Source organism: Clostridium rhizosphaerae, assembly GCF_016765585.1.
Classification (GTDB): domain Bacteria; phylum Bacillota; class Clostridia; order Clostridiales; family Clostridiaceae; genus Clostridium_AT; species Clostridium_AT rhizosphaerae.
Map to the genome: position 1 here is coordinate 393,309 of NZ_JAESWC010000004.1, position 18,098 is coordinate 411,406.

The 18,098-nt window shown below is 32.5% G+C and carries 11 protein-coding genes, 2 tRNA genes and 1 rRNA gene; 3 read left to right on the top strand and 11 right to left on the bottom strand.

Annotated features, from left to right (window positions below; genetic code table 11):
- Position 1 precedes the first annotated feature (1 nt).
- The gene (locus tag JK636_RS11875; protein ID WP_202749213.1) at positions 2 to 3,061 is read right to left on the bottom strand and encodes an alpha-mannosidase; all 3,060 of its coding nucleotides are present in this window, start codon (positions 3,059 to 3,061) and stop codon (positions 2 to 4) included.
- Between the two features lie 839 nt (positions 3,062 to 3,900).
- Positions 3,901 to 5,025 carry a hypothetical protein gene (locus tag JK636_RS11880; RefSeq protein ID WP_202749214.1) on the bottom strand — a complete coding sequence of 375 codons (1,125 nt, stop codon included), beginning with the start codon at positions 5,023 to 5,025 and terminating at the stop codon, positions 3,901 to 3,903.
- Positions 5,026 to 5,163: 138 nt separating this feature from the next.
- Here JK636_RS11880 and JK636_RS11885 point away from each other — a divergent pair, with 138 nt between their 5' ends.
- The gene (locus tag JK636_RS11885) at positions 5,164 to 6,216 is read left to right on the top strand and encodes a YkvI family membrane protein (protein WP_202749215.1); all 1,053 of its coding nucleotides are present in this window, start codon (positions 5,164 to 5,166) and stop codon (positions 6,214 to 6,216) included.
- A gap of 141 nt (positions 6,217 to 6,357) precedes the next feature.
- Entirely contained in the window at positions 6,358 to 7,257 is a 900-nt protein-coding gene (locus JK636_RS11890; RefSeq protein WP_202749216.1) for a radical SAM protein, read from the top strand.
- A 938-nt stretch (positions 7,258 to 8,195) separates the two neighbouring features.
- On the opposite strand, the gene JK636_RS11895 is transcribed toward JK636_RS11890, so the two are convergent.
- From JK636_RS11895 to JK636_RS11905, 3 genes are all read right to left on the bottom strand, one after another.
- On the bottom strand, positions 8,196 to 9,161 hold the full coding sequence (locus tag JK636_RS11895) for a P1 family peptidase (RefSeq protein ID WP_202749217.1): 966 nt from the start codon (positions 9,159 to 9,161) through the stop codon (positions 8,196 to 8,198).
- A gap of 86 nt (positions 9,162 to 9,247) precedes the next feature.
- Complete coding sequence (locus JK636_RS11900) at positions 9,248 to 9,838, bottom strand: ECF transporter S component (protein WP_202749218.1); 591 nt, start codon at positions 9,836 to 9,838, stop codon at positions 9,248 to 9,250.
- A 175-nt stretch (positions 9,839 to 10,013) separates the two neighbouring features.
- Positions 10,014 to 11,813 (bottom strand): heme NO-binding domain-containing protein, encoded by a 1,800-nt coding sequence (locus JK636_RS11905; protein ID WP_202749219.1) that lies wholly within the window; start codon positions 11,811 to 11,813, stop codon positions 10,014 to 10,016.
- Between the two features lie 291 nt (positions 11,814 to 12,104).
- On the opposite strand from JK636_RS11905, the gene JK636_RS11910 reads away from it, so the two are divergent.
- Positions 12,105 to 13,898 carry a SpoIID/LytB domain-containing protein gene (locus tag JK636_RS11910; RefSeq protein WP_202749220.1) on the top strand — a complete coding sequence of 598 codons (1,794 nt, stop codon included), beginning with the start codon at positions 12,105 to 12,107 and terminating at the stop codon, positions 13,896 to 13,898.
- A gap of 55 nt (positions 13,899 to 13,953) precedes the next feature.
- Here JK636_RS11910 and JK636_RS11915 read toward each other — a convergent pair whose 3' ends face one another.
- The 6 genes from JK636_RS11915 to rrf all read right to left on the bottom strand — a co-directional run bounded on the left by JK636_RS11915 (position 13,954) and on the right by rrf (position 18,097).
- Positions 13,954 to 15,708 carry an HD domain-containing phosphohydrolase gene (locus JK636_RS11915; RefSeq protein WP_202749221.1) on the bottom strand — a complete coding sequence of 585 codons (1,755 nt, stop codon included), beginning with the start codon at positions 15,706 to 15,708 and terminating at the stop codon, positions 13,954 to 13,956.
- Positions 15,689 to 16,804 (bottom strand): ABC transporter substrate-binding protein, encoded by a 1,116-nt coding sequence (locus JK636_RS11920; RefSeq protein ID WP_202749222.1) that lies wholly within the window; start codon positions 16,802 to 16,804, stop codon positions 15,689 to 15,691. Before JK636_RS11920 ends, JK636_RS11915 begins: the two co-directional genes overlap by 20 nt.
- 14 nt (positions 16,805 to 16,818) lie before the next feature.
- The gene (locus JK636_RS11925) at positions 16,819 to 17,514 is read right to left on the bottom strand and encodes a helix-turn-helix domain-containing protein (RefSeq protein ID WP_202749223.1); all 696 of its coding nucleotides are present in this window, start codon (positions 17,512 to 17,514) and stop codon (positions 16,819 to 16,821) included.
- 298 nt (positions 17,515 to 17,812) lie between these two features.
- Positions 17,813 to 17,886, bottom strand: a tRNA-Cys gene (locus tag JK636_RS11930).
- Between the two features lie 11 nt (positions 17,887 to 17,897).
- A tRNA-Phe gene (locus JK636_RS11935) sits at positions 17,898 to 17,973 on the bottom strand.
- 7 nt (positions 17,974 to 17,980) lie between these two features.
- Positions 17,981 to 18,097: ribosomal RNA gene (gene rrf / locus JK636_RS11940) — 5S ribosomal RNA — on the bottom strand.
- Position 18,098 lies beyond the last annotated feature (1 nt).

An 18,098-nucleotide genomic window follows, 5' to 3' on the forward strand; every position in this document is an offset into this window, starting at 1 on the left:
ATTATTTTTTAGAACAGCTTATCTTTAGTGTTAAAATTTCGAAGGGCTTGAATGTTAATTCATTGCTTTCTATATTAAGTGCATCATTCTCTATAGCTTCCTCCATTAAATTAACAAGCTGTACATTTTCAGTCCTATATCCAAATTTAAGTTTTGCTTTTTCACTGCTTCCACTGCATTCATACAGTCTTACAATAATATCATCACTATATTCTGCCTTTTTTACAGCTTCAACAATTATGTTTTCATTATCAACTCTTATGAAGGCCTCTTTCTTGCCAGCAACATAACTATCGCAGCTAAACTCAATGATTTTTAACGGCAGATTCAATTCATACGCTTTTCTATTAACCTGCCCTGTGATACAATCGCCATTATGAGGATATAGTGAATAAGTAAATTCATGAACCCCTTTATCTGCTTCAACACCTGGCATATTAGTGCTTCTTAAGAGATTTAAATCCATTATATTTTCTTTGACTCTATGACCATATTTACAGTCATTTAATAATGCAACTCCATAATCTCTTTGAGATAAATCAACATATTTATGAGCACACATTTCATACTTTGCCATATCCCAGCTTGTGTTGTCGTGATTAGAACGTTTTATAGTACCAAACTGAATATCACAACTTACCTCGTTAGTATATACATTGATTGGGAAAGAGGTTCTAAGCATCTTATTGCTCTCATGCCAGTCAACCTTTGTATTAAAATCAATTCTCCTGCTGCCTTCAGTTAATATAATCTGCTGCTCAATAGTTGATAAATTATATTTATAAATTTGTTTAATAATGACCTTTGGTCCATCAGTTATACTTTCAGAATACTGTAATTTAAAGCTTTTCTGAGGTATATCATAGCAAGCTGGTGAAAAGTCCCACGCATTTCCATAGGGTTCTTCATATACAGTAAGCACATTTGCCTTAAAATTTGTATCTAAAACTTCTCTTGAAAATTCTTTGTCAAATACAGATTTAAGGGAGCCATCTTCATTAAAGCTTACCTTCAGTAAATTATTTTCTGCAAAGTTATTTTCTGACCTAACTTCAAAAGATTCAGTATTGCATATGCTGCACATCATAGATATCTCACTCATGGCTGGTACTTTAGCCTTAATCCAGTTTCCATTTATATTAATCCATTCTTCTCTATCCCAGGATAGTGAGTTAATTATAGCAAAAGCTTTAGTTTCTTTAGAGGTTTTATTTGTTAGCAAAGCATCCGAGGCAGCTTCATCTATGCAGCATGAATCCTCAAGTAAAGCTCTGTAGCTACTCTTTGTTAACTCTTCTGTTAACTTAAGCAAATACTCGTACCTTTCAATTGATTCATCATATACCCTTTTTATTGATGATCCCGGCAATATATCATGGAACTGGTATAGTAGTATTTCCTTCCAGATAGCCTCAATTTCTTGCTGAGGATATACCTTTACACCTTCTATATGTGCTAGTACAGATACATATTCCAACTCCCTAAGGGCAAATTCCATTCTTCTATTGAATTTTTTATTTTTAGCCTGCGTAGTATAAGTTCCCTGGTGCTTTTCTAAATATAATTCTCCCCACCATACCTTATAGCTTGATATATTTTTTTCAATCCTCTTGAAAAATTCTAATGAAGGTTCTTGCTTAACAGGCACTAATCCATTTAAGCACTTTTCTCGTTTTAATCTCTCAAGATGTTCTTCTCCTGGTCCTCCACCTCCATCTCCTATTCCAAAGAGCATTAAGCAGTCCTCCGAAACTCCTTTATCTTTAAAATTTCTCTCTGCTTCTTTTATCGCCCTTGGAGCAGCGGAGCTATTGTAAGTTCCTTCTGGAGGCATATGTGCTAATATCTTGCTTCCATCTATTCCTTCCCACATGAAAGTATGATGTGGAAATTGGTTATATTCATTCCAAGATAGTTTTATTGTCATAAAATAATCTATTCCAGACTTTTTTAGAATTTGAGGAAGGGCAGCACTGTATCCAAACACATCTGGAAGCCATAAAATCTTCATATCCTTATTAAACTCTTCTTTAAAAAACTTCTTACCATAAAGAACTTGTCGAACTAAAGCCTCCCCACCTGAAATATTTGTATCAGGTTCAACCCACATACCGCCTTGAGCTTCCCAGCGTCCTTCTGCTATACGCACCTTTATCTTATCATAAAGCTTAGGATATCGTTCTTTCATCCACGAATAGAGCTGGGGCTGACTTGCTCCGAATATGTATTCAGGATATCTCTCCATATTTGACAAGACTGTTGAAAATGTACGAGCTCCTTTTCTTATAGTTTCCCTTATGGGCCAAAGCCAAGCTAAGTCAATATGAGCATGTCCTATAGCACTTATCTTTAAAGCTTCATCTCCACAACTTCTATTAAGCTCTACAGAAAGAATTTCCCTTGCTTTTTTAGCCTCTTCTTCATCATAATTTATCATAGCCTTGAAGGCAGTAAATAAGGAAAATAGAATTCTCTGATGTCTTGAAGTATCCTCCGTAAGTTGTTCCATCAGTTCTTGAAGAACCTCTATATCGTAGTAAAGCTGATGCATTTCTTCATTCAAGATTGCAATATGAGCTTCTTTAATTTTTCCGCTATCTCTGTAATACCCAAAAAGGTCATTACACCCAGCATCTGCCCATATATCAATTTTCTCACCACCCTGTGCATCATTTAAAAAATGAATTACCCTCTTACCAGGCCTTCCAAGAGTTAAGTCAAATTCAGAGCTAACATTAGTTAACCCTTGTATAGGACAGCCATCTTCATCAAATATACATGCCTCTCCACTTAAGTCTATCAATAATACAATTTTTTTATGAGCTGCAGACTTTGGTACAACTCCAGTAAAATTAAACCATGCACAATCCCAAAGCTTTCCCCAACTATCTTCTAAATTTAGTGAAATATATTTACCTTTGGTTCTTTCTTTGAAATGAACTGGTTCTTCTGTAACCCATGCATTAATATTTAGCAATGCAATTTTGCTATATATTTTTTCTTCTACTCTTTCTTTAAATACACTAATACTTTGCTTATAGGATTCATTAAAATATGGCATTTTTCCCTCCTTTTAATCATTAGCTTTGCTATTATTTTGTTTAGTAATTTTCTTTAATTGTATAAATTTACTAATACAATGTCAACATCAACTGTTTAGACATTATATAAATAAAAAATTAGTGCTAGTGTAATTTCATGGACACAGGTATAGATAATAATTTAATAAAATTGCGAACTAAAATGGTCGCATGGCTTTGCTTTAAAGTCCGCAGGGCTTTGCGTGGAAAATAGAGTACTTTGCGGATGTTCTCTAGTTAATCAGATTAAATATTAGGCTCTTTTATCATTCGTATATTTGCATATAAACCTATAGAAATATTTAAATATTTACTTGAGCCATGCTGGTTTGCAGTAGATTTGCTTTCTGTAATATTAAAGAACATGCTTATATCAACACTATTATTAAAAATCGCCAAATATTAAAAATTATAAATAGAAGACAGTCATTGATTAAGTCGTATAGATAGATAATTATAATTACGTACAAAAGCTACATAGGCTGTAGTGTAAAGACCGAGAGCAGGTGTAGAAAATAATATTTTAATTTGATTGATAACTTTGCTCATGTTCTTGGCGAAGCAATGCTGAAAAGCTTAGAGTCTCTCTTTTGAGCACTCTAAAAGTATTTTAAGCTTACTAAGGATATTTTTAAGCCTTCGGCTATTAAAGAAACAAGAAGTCAAGTGAATTGCTAGAGACTCTTAGCTTTTTAGCATTGCAAGCCTTAGAACATACGCAAAGTTATCATAAAGCAAAATATTATTTTCTACACAAGGCTCCAAGGTCTTTACACCACAGCCTGCAGTAATTTATTTCACAATCTACTTATATTTCACACTATAGCCTCTTAATCTTAAAGTCTTTAAGACTTATCTGATATTTTCCAGCCTGATCAGAGGCTTCTTTATCTTTTGGATCTTTTGCTATAACTTCATAATTCATCACATCTTTATCAAAGGAAGAAAATACAATCTCAACTTTTCCATAAGAATATTTTTCTTCAAACTTTTGTTTTATAAGATCTCCGCTGTCTGTATTATATACTCTTATACATTTGCCCATGTTAGTTTTATTATATTGGATCATTAAAAACTTTTCTCCATTTGAAAATGTCATAAATTCAATTTTTGAGTCTTTTATTAAGTCTAAAGAGGTCATTTCCTTTCCAATTGGTTTCTCTCTTGCCATCTGCCCTTGGGATCCACCTTTTTTATCACCTGATTTTCCTCCCTGCTCTCCTTGTCCCTGGCCTTCTTCTCCTCCACCACCTTGTGTAGCCATGCTTTCATCAATTTTTATTATTCCAATATAAGAGTCCTTATCATAGCTTGATATGGCAATTCTCTCTCCCTCATAGCCAAAATTCATGACAGAAAATTTATTTCTTGGAACTACCTGCTTTGATAGATTTCCCTTGTCATCCTTTGAAAAGGCATATTGTGGGAAACTGCTGCTATCAATAAGTAAGTTCGTCTTTATATTATTTTTACTTCTTACCCTTAATGAATTATCTTCAAGGAAAGCCTCTTTTTCCGTTTCATTCTTAACCTCATTTATTTTATATTCAGCACCTTCTTTTATTATTTTTATGCTGCATTCATCCAGTGTACTTATAGGTTCTGTCAAACTCATTCTAGTTACTTTAACCCTAAAAAAACCTGTTTTTCCTATTTCACTTGTTTCATCGATACTGTAACCTTTTACTTTAAGATCACTCTTAGGGTCATTTTTAGTCTTTTCAGCCAAGTCCTTAGTATATAATTTCTTTGCGTTTGTAAGATCTTCTTTCATCAAATCCTTCATATAGTTATCTACTACATTTTGTGCCACTTTTATTTCAAATTCATTAGCTTCCTGGTTTGAAGCCTCACTTTTCTTACTTTTACAGCCTGAAAAAGAAATCATAAAACAACATATAAGAATATAAGATAAGAGCCTTTTTATATTGACTTTTCTGCTCATTTTAATCCTCCCTATAATAAAAAACTTCACAATCTACTTATAGTTTGCCAAAAAATAAAAATTTAATTTGCAAATACATTATTTTTAAATTTTTTTATATATTTATATAGATAACATAATTATTGGAGGGGGATTTTTTTGCAAAAAGGGGTCAAGCTTGCTTTCCAAATCGCAGCAGTTTTTATCGGAACAATAGTTGGTGCTGGACTAGCCTCGGGTCAGGAGATAAGGCAATTCTTTACGGAGTTTGGCTACAAAGGCTTTTGGGGGATTTTAATATGCTGCCTGATTTATATTATAATTGGTTTTATGATAGTATCTATAAGCATGAAATATAGTCTAAAGTCTTACAATGATCTTATAAATTTAGTACTTAAACCTAAACTGTTTGCCAATTTTACAGACGGAATAACAAGCCTTTTTATGGTAAGCGGTGCAGCAATAATCTTAGCCGGAAGCGGTGCTTTAATTCATCAGTATTTAGGATTATCCAAATGGGTTGGAATACTTCTCATGGTTTTTGTATCTCTATTTGTACTTTTAAGAGATACAAAAGGACTTATAGAAGTAAACTCTTTTATCGTTCCATCACTTATAATAGTACTTTTAACAGTATTTGCCATGTACATATTTCTTAATAAAGATGTTGTAAGCTTAACGTATATTAAGGCTGTGCCCCAATATAAAAACAACTGGTTTATCTCATGTCTTCTATACAGTGGTTTTAATATTCTAGGCTGCAGCGGTGTACTAGTACCGCTTAGTACAGAAATAAAAAATAAAAAGAGCATGCTCTGGGGAATTGGTATGGGTGCATTAGTTCTGACTGGCCTCACAATAATAATAAACCTGATGCTTCTTTTAAATGTTCCGTACATATTCAAATATGAAATTCCACTATTATACATAGCTCACAGATTCGGAAACATAGTTCAAATAATGCTTGTTTGCATAATCTGGCTCGAGATGTTTTCCACTGAAGTATCCGATGTATACAGTGTTGGAAAAGCTATAACCCAAATATTTAAAGTTCCATATAAAACTGCAGTTATTATAGTTATATTGATAGCTATACCAATATCTCAAATAGGTTTTGTTAATTTAATAAGCGTAATATACCCAGCCTTTGGAGTAATAAGCCTTATATTCATGATTGAATGTGTATTTTTTTACTTTAAAAATTGCAGATAGCACATATAGTGCAAAAGTTCTATTACATTAATGATGTCCTAAAAATCCTAGAAGATTGGATATTGCATTATGTATATTTAAGATTAACCTGAAGTAGTGTATAATTACTTCAGGTTAATTTTATATATTGGAGTGTTGATCATGCTTGATTTATTATATAGCTGTAAATTATGCCCTAGAAACTGTAATGTAAATAGACTTGAAGGAAAGCTTGGATTTTGCAAATCCGGCGCGGGAGTAAAAGTGGCAAGAGTATCTCTCCATCATTGGGAGGAGCCTTGTTTATCTGGAGAAGCAGGTTCTGGAACAGTATTTTTTTCTGAATGTAATTTGAAATGTGTCTTTTGTCAAAACCATTGTATAAGCCATGAAGGTGTTGGCAAAGAAATAACAATAGAAAGGCTTGCTGAAATATTTTTAGAGCAACAAAAAAGAGGAGCTAACAATATTAATCTAGTTACTCCCACCCACTTTGTTCCTCAAATTATTGAAGCGATTAAAATAGCCAAAAATAATAGACTAACACTGCCTATAGTATATAACAGCAATGGCTACGAAAATATAGAAACAATTAAGGCTCTTAAAGGCTTTATTGACATATATCTCCCTGACTTAAAATACTATGATGACAAATATGCCGTTAAGTATTCCCATGCGCCAAACTACTTTAATATAGTTTCTAAAGCCATTGAAGAAATGTATTCACAAGTTGGCATGCCTGAGTTTGATGATAGTGGAATGATGAAGAAAGGTGTTATAATCAGACATCTAATGCTTCCAGGGCTTCTTTTTGATTCTAAGAAGATAATGGACTATATACACAATACTTTTGATAATAATGTGTATATAAGTATTATGAATCAGTATACACCAGTTAATAACCTTTCTAATTATCCAGAAATCAATAAGCCGTTAAATCAGAAGCATTATGAAAGCCTTATTGACTACTGCTTAAGCTTAGGAATAAAAAACGCCTTCATACAAGAGGAAGGTACAGTTTCAGAAAGCTTTATTCCTGATTTTGATTTACGAGGAGTTTAATAATTTTGCGAAATAAAATAGCCGTAGGCCGCGGTGTAAAACCTTAGAGCCTAGCATAGAAAATAATAGTTTACTTTATGATTCCTTTGCGTATGTTCTAAGGCTTGCAATACTTAAAAGCTAAGAGCCTCTATAAATTCGCTTTGACTTCATGTTTCTTTAATAGCCGCAGGCTTTAAAATATCTTTAGTAAACTTAAAATACTTTTAGTTTGCTCAGAAGAGAGGCTCTAAGCTTTTCAGCATTACTTTGCCAAGAACATGAGCAAAGTTATCAATCAAATTAAAATATTATTTTCTACACCTGCTCTCGATCTTTACACCCAGCCTATGTAGCTTTGTTCGCAATTATAATTATCTATCTATACAACTTACTCAATGATTGTTTTTATAATTAAAACTTTTTAATATTTGACGCTGTTTAATAATAGTACTGATATAAGCATGTTCTTTTATATGGTAGAAAGCAAATTTACTGCAAACCAGCATGGTTGCAGTAAATATTTATATATTTAAATATTTTCATAGGTTTATATATAAATATACGAATGACAAAGAGGCCATTACTTGCTTTTAACAAAGCCTAATATTTAAGCTGATTAACTAGAGAACAACAAAAGTATTATAGGCTTGCTTTAAAGTCTATAGGGCAGTGTGGAAAATAATATATAGAATTAATTGAGTACTTTGCCCATGTTCTTGGTAAAGTGAGGTCATAAAACTTAGAGCCTCTCTTCTGAGCTAACAAAAGGTAAAATATGATAGAAAAATTTATTATAGTAGCTTCGCTTTAAAAATAGCAAAAATTAAAGCGAATTCTTAGAGGCTCTTAGTTTTATGATTTCGCGAACCTTAGAACAGTAGCAAAGTAATCACTAAGATTATATATTATTTTCCACAAAAAGCCCTGCGGACTTTAAAGCACAGCCTGCAGTAATTTTACTTCGCAATCAAATTATAAGCCTTATACCCCAAGATAGACTCCGCATTTTTAATAGCATTGATAACCGCCTGTTCTACAACCCTTGCTGCTAGAAGTCCAACAACATTTATATCTGTCTCTGTCTTTCCTGTTGCCATTGTAAAAATAGTATCTCCGTCAGCCATTGAATGAGCCGGTCTTATTGTCCTTCCATAGCCATTGTGAGCCATAGAAGCTATTTTATTCATCTCTGTTTTTGTAAATTTTCCATTAGTTACGACAACCCCTATAGTTGTATTTCCACTAAATAAATTCTTCTTCTCATCATATTTTGAAATCATTATTTTTTCAGTATCAGCAAATCCATTTTTCTCTTTATTTAATACTCCTGCAATAATTTTTCCTGTGGAAGTATCTACTACATCACCAAGACAATTAACCGCAATTACTGCACCTACTTGAAGCTCTCCAACTTGAACAGCATAGCATCCAAGTCCACCTTTCATAGCATATTCAGGCCCAAGTATTTTTCCAACTGTAGCTCCTGTTCCGGCACCGATATTTCCCTGCCTGCATTCGTTTAGTTCCGAATTTATACAGGCTTCATATCCCATAGCTTTATCAGGTCTTATTTTAAAATCGCCGATTGCCAAATCAAAAAGTACTGCCGAGCAAACTATAGGAACTTTTGTAACTCCAACATCAAAACCTACATTTCTCTCTTCAAGATACTGCATAGCACCGCTGGCTGCATCAAGTCCGAAAGCACTTCCTCCAGAGAGCATAACAGCATGTATTTTATCTACCAAGTTTACTGGATTAAGCAAATCTGTTTCCCTAGTTCCCGGTGCTCCTCCCCTTACATCAACTCCGGCAGCTGCTCCTTCTTCACAAATAACAACAGTACATCCGGTTGGTCCATTCATATTTTGTGCATTTCCTATTTTTATTCCTTGTATTTCATTTAAATTTATTTCCTTCATGTTTTTCTTCCTTTCATCCAAAACGTTTAAATAGCAAATATAAAAATCCCCAAGTCAGAAACTAATCCAACTTGGAGAATAAATTTTTATCTTCTTGAAATCTTCTTTACAGCTGTTGCTACAGCCATCGTTATAATAATCGATATTATCGCTTCTGGTATTCCGTTAGTAGCTCCAACAACTAGTATTCCTTTCTTGGCAGCACTGACACTTATTCCTAAAGTTTTTGCATAAGGCTCTAAGTATATAAGGTATATCAATCCTAGTACACCTGCAGTATTAGTTAGTGAACCAACTCCTGCCGCTACTGCTGTACCTAAACTTTTATTTTTTCCGCTTATACCCTTATAGATATAATAACTTACTATTCCTATAAGCACTCTTGGAATCACAGCCACAACTGGATTCATAAAAATAAAAGATAACGGAGTAGGTGCTGTTATAGCTTGAACCATACTAAAAACTCCGAAGATTAGCCCTACTGAGGCTCCAACTATCGGTCCTTCTAGTATTGCACCTATAATAACAGGTATATGCATTATAGTTGCTTTAACAGGTGGAATAGGAATAAACCCAAGCCCTGTCATCCCGAGCATAATTGAAATGGCTGAAAGCATTCCAATTACAGTAATCTGTCTTGTCCTAGTACTTGTTCCAGTGTTTAATGATTTTTGCATAATCTTCCCCCGCTGCTGTTCCTTAACGGATACAACTCGGAGCGTCCCCCCTTTGACAAAGTAATGTTCAGTTTCTTACGAATACTGACTACTTAATTTTATCACTTTCAATAACAATTTCAATATGTTAAACGCTAAAAAGTCTGTTGATTTTAATTCATCAACAGACTAATTGTTATATCTTATATTTACCCAAATCTGACTTAAAGTTTTGAGTTATTTTTTTAAACTCATGAATATTATCTAAAAGCTTTTTAATTTCATTAGTATAATTTGCAACACTTGCACTTACCTCTTCTGAAGAAGCGGAATTTTCTTCTGCAATTGCTGCTAGTGATTCAATCGTTTCATAAATACTTGCTATAGAATCAGTTTCTTTATTAAGCTCATTTATAGTTTTAATAGTAGATTTTGCAACTGTTTGTACTGAATTTGTAGCTTCATAGCTTATGTCTCTAACTGTTTCAAGACTGCTTGTCTCAGTCTGAAGCACATCATATTGAAGTTCTATTTTATCCACAAGAACTTTTATATCCTCCACAAACTGTGCAAGATTTGAGTTTATTTCCTCAACTGCACCTTTAGACTGTTCAGCAAGCTTTCTAACCTCTTCAGCAACCACAGAAAAACCTCTTCCTGCTTCTCCCGCTCTTGCTGCTTCAATTGAAGCATTGAGAGCTAACAGATTAGTTTGTTCAGATATTCCTGAAACTATTGAAACTATATTTGTAATATCCTTCGCTCTTGTCTCAAGATTTATACCTTTATCTTTAACTTCTTGAAATTTCTCTAAGCTGCTTAAGATATTTTTACTTGTGTTATCCACATTCTTATAACTGTTATTAATTTTATCTATAGCCTTTTCTAGTTCTTCTCTATTCATATTTTCGTTTTCAACTATAGCCCTTAAAGATTGAATATTATCATTCAAAATAGAAACAGCTCTTTCTGTATTACTTGCCTGATCTACTGAACTATTTGCAACCTGCTCCACTACATCAGTTATTTCTACTGAAGTATCATTCATAGATCCAGTTATAATATTTATCCTGTCAGCAAAAGTTCCCATTTCATCAGTAATGCCTTTATAGCCGACAAAATCTGTTCTAACATTCTTCTTATGATCAGCTAAATACTTAAATAAGTCTTCAAAAAAATCCCCTGTAGAAACCTGTATGTCTTCAACAAAGTCACTACTGTTTAACTTCTTAAGGCTTTCCTCAAGAAGCTTTCTTGGTCTAACTAAGGAAGAAGCTGCTATAAAGGATGCCATTGAACTTACTGCTGCTCCTATCAATATTTTAGGTATACTGCTTAGTCCCATAAGAGGAATAAAAGCAATAACCGACATAATAAAAGTAAATAATGCAACCTTAGCTCCAAAGTTTCTTATAAATCCTAAAGATAGTATTTTACTAAACAGATAAGATTTTTTATAAAGTATATCCTTCTCAAAGATTAACTTTAATTTTAAGGAATCACTTGTCCTCTCTAATTCTTCAATTTGAACCTTTTCATTATATTTTTCACAGCTTCCATCAAGCATTCCAAGGAAGTAATCAAACATTCCTCTTTTAGAGCGATAAGAGAATACTGCTTCTCTGGTTGATATTGGCTCAATAGATAGTAATGGAGGAGTTGCTCCCGGAAGCCTCTTAACCATAACCACATGAACATCATACATAGATTTTAGAAAGGAATATACATTTTCATGTTCAAAAAAAGCAGGAAAATCCTCTGCAAAGGACTTAATGTTATAATTCCCTATGCTTCTCCAAAGTTTCTTTATATCTACATTTTGGCTTTTAGCTATACTTCCTATAACAGATTGAATCTTTTGATCATCAACATTTTCTGCTGGTGTAAATAATTTATTGCTTGTCCATCCATTGCTTTCCATAGCTCTGTCTACAACAGAATCTCCATACAGCTTTCTGCAGGTTTTCATCCATGTTGCAACTACTGTTCCCTTCATGATAACCCCTCTTTCAAATATACTGGTATTAATTTATGTAAAGCCTACAAATTTCGCTTCAAATATAAGAAATTATAAATAATATTGTCGCAAAACTACATTTACTATCTAATTATACACTATACAATTATATTTGAAAATGGGTGTTAATAGAGAATATTTATTCCATATCTCCTTGCTTATTACTAATAAAATTGTTTTACGAATGTCTATAATTATATAGTATAATTGATAATATACTATAATATAAGGTACTTATTTCTTTATAAAACAAGTTTTAGGAGGCTTCTAATGAAAAAAATAATTATAATGCTATCAGCTTTTTTGATATTAATACTTGGGGTTTTATTTTTTCCAAGGAACGTAGAGCAAGGTGTTGTAATTGGACATAACTCTAACTCAATAACTGTTATTGTAAATGGGAAAGATAAAGTTTATAAAACTTCAGAAACCTTTCCAAAGCTTACTGTTATTGATTTTAAGTATAACTTGCTTAAGGCTTTCGGCTTTAAAGTTATAACGCCTATTGCAGATAGGGTGATGATAAAAAATGCAGGCAGCTATGATTTAGAAAGCCTAGGTAAAACAAATTTATCTAGTAAAACCTTTTATTACACAGTAGACAAAGATAATAACATAAAGCTTTCCGAAAGTAAGAATCTTATTATAGGAAAAAATAACATAAAATCTTTTAAAACTAAAAATGGAGAGCTTAAAACCTTTTTTATTTATCCTATGGATTACTCAAGTATGAGAGTCGGCATATCAACAAATGGGTTTTCTTCGGTTTATCACAGTAAGGTTCAAATCAAGGCTTTAGAGCCAGCCAAACTTTATAGCATGAGAGAAAATTTGAATGTAGATTTACCAAAAGACAGCATTGTTGTTATTGAAAAAGAAGACTCTAATTTAAAACTTACAATAAACAATAAAACAACTATTTATAAGAATAGACTATACATAAAAGGTAATTCTATTGATTTTCAAAGTATTAAAAGAGGGTCTGGTTCGAGCACCTTTTCCCCATCCTATAGCGGTGTTTTAGAGTTTAGTATATCTGATAATGGAATGTGCGTTGTAAATGATGTTAATCTGGAAGACTATCTTAAAAAGGTAGTACCTTCTGAAATGCCTTTATCCGGTGGAGTTGAAGCCTTAAAATGCCAGGCAGTAGCTGCAAGAACCTATGCTATATCTGATATGATTAACAATAGATATGCAGCTCTTGGTTTCTACGTAGATGACAGTACAAGAAGTCAAGTATATAACAATATTCCAATGCAGCCTCTTGCAACAGAGGCGGTGGATTCTACAAAGGGTATTATAATGACTTATGAAGGAATACCTATTGATGCTAAATATTATTCAACCTCAGCAGGAACAGGTGTTAATTACAGTGATGTATGGTTTAATGCAGATGGCACTAGTGACAGCAGACCATACATTGCAAATAATAATTACCTCACTCCAAAAATAGAACTTCCAAAAAATGAGGAAAGCTGGCTAAACTTTTATAAGAATACATCTATCAAAGCAATAGACAGCGACTATCCTTATTTTAGGTGGAAAGTAGAATATTCAGCTGCAGGATTAACTACTGCACTAAATAAAACACTAAAAAGCTTATACTCTGGAGAAACAAGCAAAAAATATCTGACCATTTACGAAAACTCAAGACAGATTAGTAAGCTCCCTGAACTTAAGGAGCTTCAGGATATTAAGATTATTAAAAGAGGAGAAAATGGAATCGCAATTGAGGTATCTTTTATATTCTCAAACACAACTGTTAATGTCAGAGGAGATTCATATATTAGAAGTTCTATAAAATGCAATCAGGAATATACCAATGAAACGACTAAGCTTACCAGACTTAAAGGTGATCCGCTGACAAATGTTGGCTCTCTGCCTTCAGCTTTCTTCTCTTGTGATAAGAAAGATAACAAATTTACTTTATATGGCGGCGGCTTCGGGCATGGGGCAGGCATGAGCCAATATGGAGCAATAGAGCTTTCTAAAAAAGGAATGAAATATGTTGATATATTGAATCTTTTTTATAAGGATGTGAAGATGGAGAAGATAATGTAGAATTAGGAATGAATGAAAAAATCCCCTTATAGGGGATTTTTAATTTTTAATTAAATTATGCTTCATTTTCCTGAAGCATAATTCCACCTTGCTCTTGTCTTAACATGGCAACAAAAACATCAACAATAAGAGGGTCAAATTGAGTTCCCTTATTTCTGATAAGTTCTCCAATAGCCATTTCTACAGGCATTCCTTTTCTATAAGGCCTGTCAGAAACCATAGCATCAAAAGAATCTGCTATACAAATAATTCTTGCTCCAAAAGGTATAGCATCTCCTTTTATTCCTTCCGGATATCCTTTTCCGTCATATCTTTCATGATGATACTTAATTATCTCTCTTTCCTTCTTTAAGCTCTCTATGTCCTTTAAGGCATAATAACCTTTAGCAGAATGTGTTTTTATAATCTCATATTCCTCTTGAGTAAGTCTTGACGGCTTGTTAAGTATATCTCTTTCTATACCTATTTTACCGATATCATGAAGTATTGCCGCTATTTGAATTCTATCTACATCCAGCTTAAAACCATAGTCTTTATTCAATTTCTCAACTATTTCTTCAGTATAGTAAGTAACTGACTTTGAATGTCCTGCAGTATATTCATCTTTTATCTCAAGAAGATTTACCATTGTCCATATAATTTGAAGATACTGTTCTTTTCTCTCTTTCTCATTTTTGCTAAGAGTAGAAAGCATTGTTTTTATTTCATCATTAGCCGCTACAAGCTCCTCATTATATGCCTGCAGCTCTTCTTCTCTTTGTTTTACTCTTTTTGCCATATTATTAAAACTATCTATAATTTCATTTATCTCTTCATGAGAATACTTACTAGATAACTTTATTTCATAATTACCTTGAGAAATTTTTTTCACTTCATCCTTAAACATATTCACATAATTTGTAACAATATTTGATGCCCGAATGGCTAGTATTATTATAAATATAAAAATAAACAATATAACGGCTGCTAACATTATAAATAAACCATCTAGAACAACTTTATCACCTAAAATATGATGCTGCAGAACTATATACATAGAAGTTATAGGTTCTTTTCTAACTATACCAAGAACAAATTTATCGCTCACTTTATCTTTGTAAATCATTGCATTTGACTTATCGAGCCCTTTTTCCATTATAATGGAATTTTTAATATTGTCTTCTTTGGACATAGTATTTTCTTCATTGCTTTGAAATACAATATCACCATTACTATCTATAAGATAATATTCCATTCCATTTAAATCTTTATTTTCAATAATACTAGGGCTTATAAGAATTACAGTCATACCAGCTACATTATTATTTTTCATAATTGGAGTTACTATGTTTAATGTAAGCTTTTTAGTTTGCTGTGATACATAAGACCTTGATATAATTGTTTTATTTTCATTACTTTCTACAGCTTGCTTATAGTAATCCTTACCACTTAAATCAATCCCTAAAAAATTATTATAATTCTCAGAAGTCTCTTTTACTATACCTTCATCATCTAACAAAAATATGCCTTGAATATCCGTACTATTCTTCATAGAGCTTTCAATAAATAACCTTTTTTGCTGCTCTGTTATATCATCTTCCATAAGTTTAGATAAAGTTTGAGATATATTAAGCATTCTATCCTGTTTTTCACTAAGATTATGGATTAAAACCTTAGACAAATTATTCTCATGAGAACTAATAAACATATAGCTTAAGGCCAATACAAAAATAAAAAATATCATAAAGTTAATTAAGGCAAATACTAAACTTCCTCCAAGCATTCCAAAAAAAGATGCTTCTTTTACACTTCTAATTTTTTGAGCCTTCATCTTTAGTTCCTCCTAGCTTGGTAAATTTGCCATCTTTAACCGTAAATATATATTCTTTCCCCTCATAGTCCCCGTACTTATTCAGCAATATATCAGAATTTAACCCATCATAACTCTTAGTTATGTCTATAGCTTCCTTTAAGGTTATATGCTTATCTCTTTTGTATCCATATGCATTCTTAAAGATATTATAAGCTTCATATACACCAGCCGGAAGCAAGCCATTACTCTTTTCATAATCTTTTAGTTTATCTGCAAGCTTTCCATATTTGCTGCTGCTCTGAGCAAAATCTACAGGAGTAATAAATTTAAAATCCTGGACAGGTTTTCCACCATAAAAAATCAGATTTTCATCGCCACTCCAAGATAGACCAAATGCATTTTTAACCAATCCATAATTATTAAGCTTCTGTAGAATAATAGCAGTATCTCTTGCTGAAGATAGTATTAATATAGTCTTGCCCTTCATTCCCTCTATATTAGTCGGAGTATATTTTATTGAGTTATCTGTCCATAACTCTTCAAAGGCAACATTACCTCCAACTTTTTTTATATTCTTTTCTATAGAATTCTTATACTCTACATTAGAAGAAGTACTTATAATTACAATATCCTTTGGTAAATTATTAGTACTTAAATGATCAACAAAGGTCTTAACTTCCTCTTCATCATTCGGAAGCATACTGTATATATAATCATCTTTAAAACTAAGCTCTGAAGAAGTAGCCCCTAGAGAAAAACAAATTATCTTATTTTTATCTAAATACGGCTTTATTCTCAAAATTTCTTCACTGCTAGAAGTTGATATTATTGCCTCAATATTATTTTCTTTTAAAAACTTAATAGTTTCTTCCGGCTTCTTAAAATCATCACTTCTTATAATCAGCTGCGTTTTTCTTCCTTTAATACCTTGCTTTTCATTTATTTCCTTTTCTGCAATTCTTCCCGCAATAATGGAACTTGTAGAAAAATTATATTTTTCCTCTTCTAGATTTCCTATTAATGCAATTTTTATAGGTGTTTTTAAATTAATATAAAATAATGCAGTACTAAAAATTATTAGTGCAGCAAGAAGCACCATATATATTTTTTTCATAAATATACCTCAAGCTACAGTTTTATCTCTACTCTATCTAGTACAGCAATTACGTTAATATCCTTTGTATAAGCGGTTTCTGTTCTAATAGAACCCTTGTTGCTTATAAGTAAAACCTTATTGCTATCTAATTTTTTAATCTGTCTTATAGCTCTCTCTGAATTATACTCAACTAAGCAAATAGCATTGTTAGGAGCTTCATGGGTTAAGTGTGCAAAAGCAATATCCCCTTTTGCCATCCTAAAACCTATCATATCGTCTTCCTCTATTTCAAGAAATAAAACTTTATCTACTGAATGTCCTTCTATTTTATTAGAAACCACTGGGAGCTGTCTTGAACCTACTGTCTGTTTTAAATCATACTTATACATAGGTACTGTTTTTAAAACAGAACTTAATGCATTACTCCATACATCATTAATTTCAGGAAGATCCTTATTTGAAGAACTTACTTTATGTGTCTTCATTATGCTAGGTTTAACATCGGCAACTTCCATATCTGCATCCTCTTCAATAGACATGCTTATATCATTTATGTCCTTGCCTGCTAGTTTAGATAACTTATTCATAAAGCTCTCATTTAAAATCTTTCTTCCCATTTCAACTTCATTTATAAAACTTTCTGCAACACCTAGCTTCTTAGCCAGCTGTTTTTGACTTAATCCTAATTGTTCTCTTATATTTTTAAGTTTTTCTCCTGCTCTGCTCATCTGCCTTCAACCTCTTTCAATATTTACATTTTTATATTAAATCTAACATTATTTTAATATAGTTTTTGTAATATTTCCATCAAATTATTTTAAATCGACTAAATTATATAAATATATACAATTCAAAAGTTCTAATACATTCATGATATCACAAAAATACTTGAAGCTTGGATAATTTGTTACACCATGAATGGAAGAACTTTATTGCATTATATACACCTTATAAAATAAAAGCATTTTTACATTAAATTATATAAAAATAAAAAACGTTCCAAAATATTGGAACGTTTATGTATATTGGAGGCGCCACCCAGATTTGAACTGGGGATAAAGGTTTTGCAGACCTCTGCCTTACCACTTGGCTATAGCGCCTTATTCACACATGGTGGCCAGACCAGGAATCGAACCAGGGACACGAGGATTTTCAGTCCTCTGCTCTACCGACTGAGCTATCTAGCCATATGTAATCTAGCAACTCTCTACTCTTCCACTCAGTCTCCCGAGCAGTACCATCGACATCTCAAAGCTTAACCTTCGTGTTCGGAATGGGAACGGGTGTAACCTTTGCATCATCGCCACTAGAT

Bases quoted from the DNA above. Each gene is read 5' to 3' on its own strand.
- JK636_RS11890 (WP_202749216.1), top strand. From the start codon at position 6,358: ATGCTTGATTTATTATATAGCTGTAAATTATGCCCTAGAAACTGTAAT.
- JK636_RS11895 (WP_202749217.1), bottom strand. From the start codon at position 9,161: ATGAAGGAAATAAATTTAAATGAAATACAAGGAATAAAAATAGGAAAT.
- JK636_RS11880 (WP_202749214.1), bottom strand. From the start codon at position 5,025: ATGAGCAGAAAAGTCAATATAAAAAGGCTCTTATCTTATATTCTTATA.
- JK636_RS11920 (WP_202749222.1), bottom strand. From the start codon at position 16,804: ATGAAAAAAATATATATGGTGCTTCTTGCTGCACTAATAATTTTTAGT.
- JK636_RS11925 (WP_202749223.1), bottom strand. From the start codon at position 17,514: ATGAGCAGAGCAGGAGAAAAACTTAAAAATATAAGAGAACAATTAGGA.
- JK636_RS11875 (WP_202749213.1), bottom strand. From the start codon at position 3,061: ATGCCATATTTTAATGAATCCTATAAGCAAAGTATTAGTGTATTTAAA.
- JK636_RS11905 (WP_202749219.1), bottom strand. From the start codon at position 11,813: ATGAAGGGAACAGTAGTTGCAACATGGATGAAAACCTGCAGAAAGCTG.
- JK636_RS11915 (WP_202749221.1), bottom strand. From the start codon at position 15,708: ATGAAGGCTCAAAAAATTAGAAGTGTAAAAGAAGCATCTTTTTTTGGA.
- JK636_RS11900 (WP_202749218.1), bottom strand. From the start codon at position 9,838: ATGCAAAAATCATTAAACACTGGAACAAGTACTAGGACAAGACAGATT.
- JK636_RS11910 (WP_202749220.1), top strand. From the start codon at position 12,105: ATGAAAAAAATAATTATAATGCTATCAGCTTTTTTGATATTAATACTT.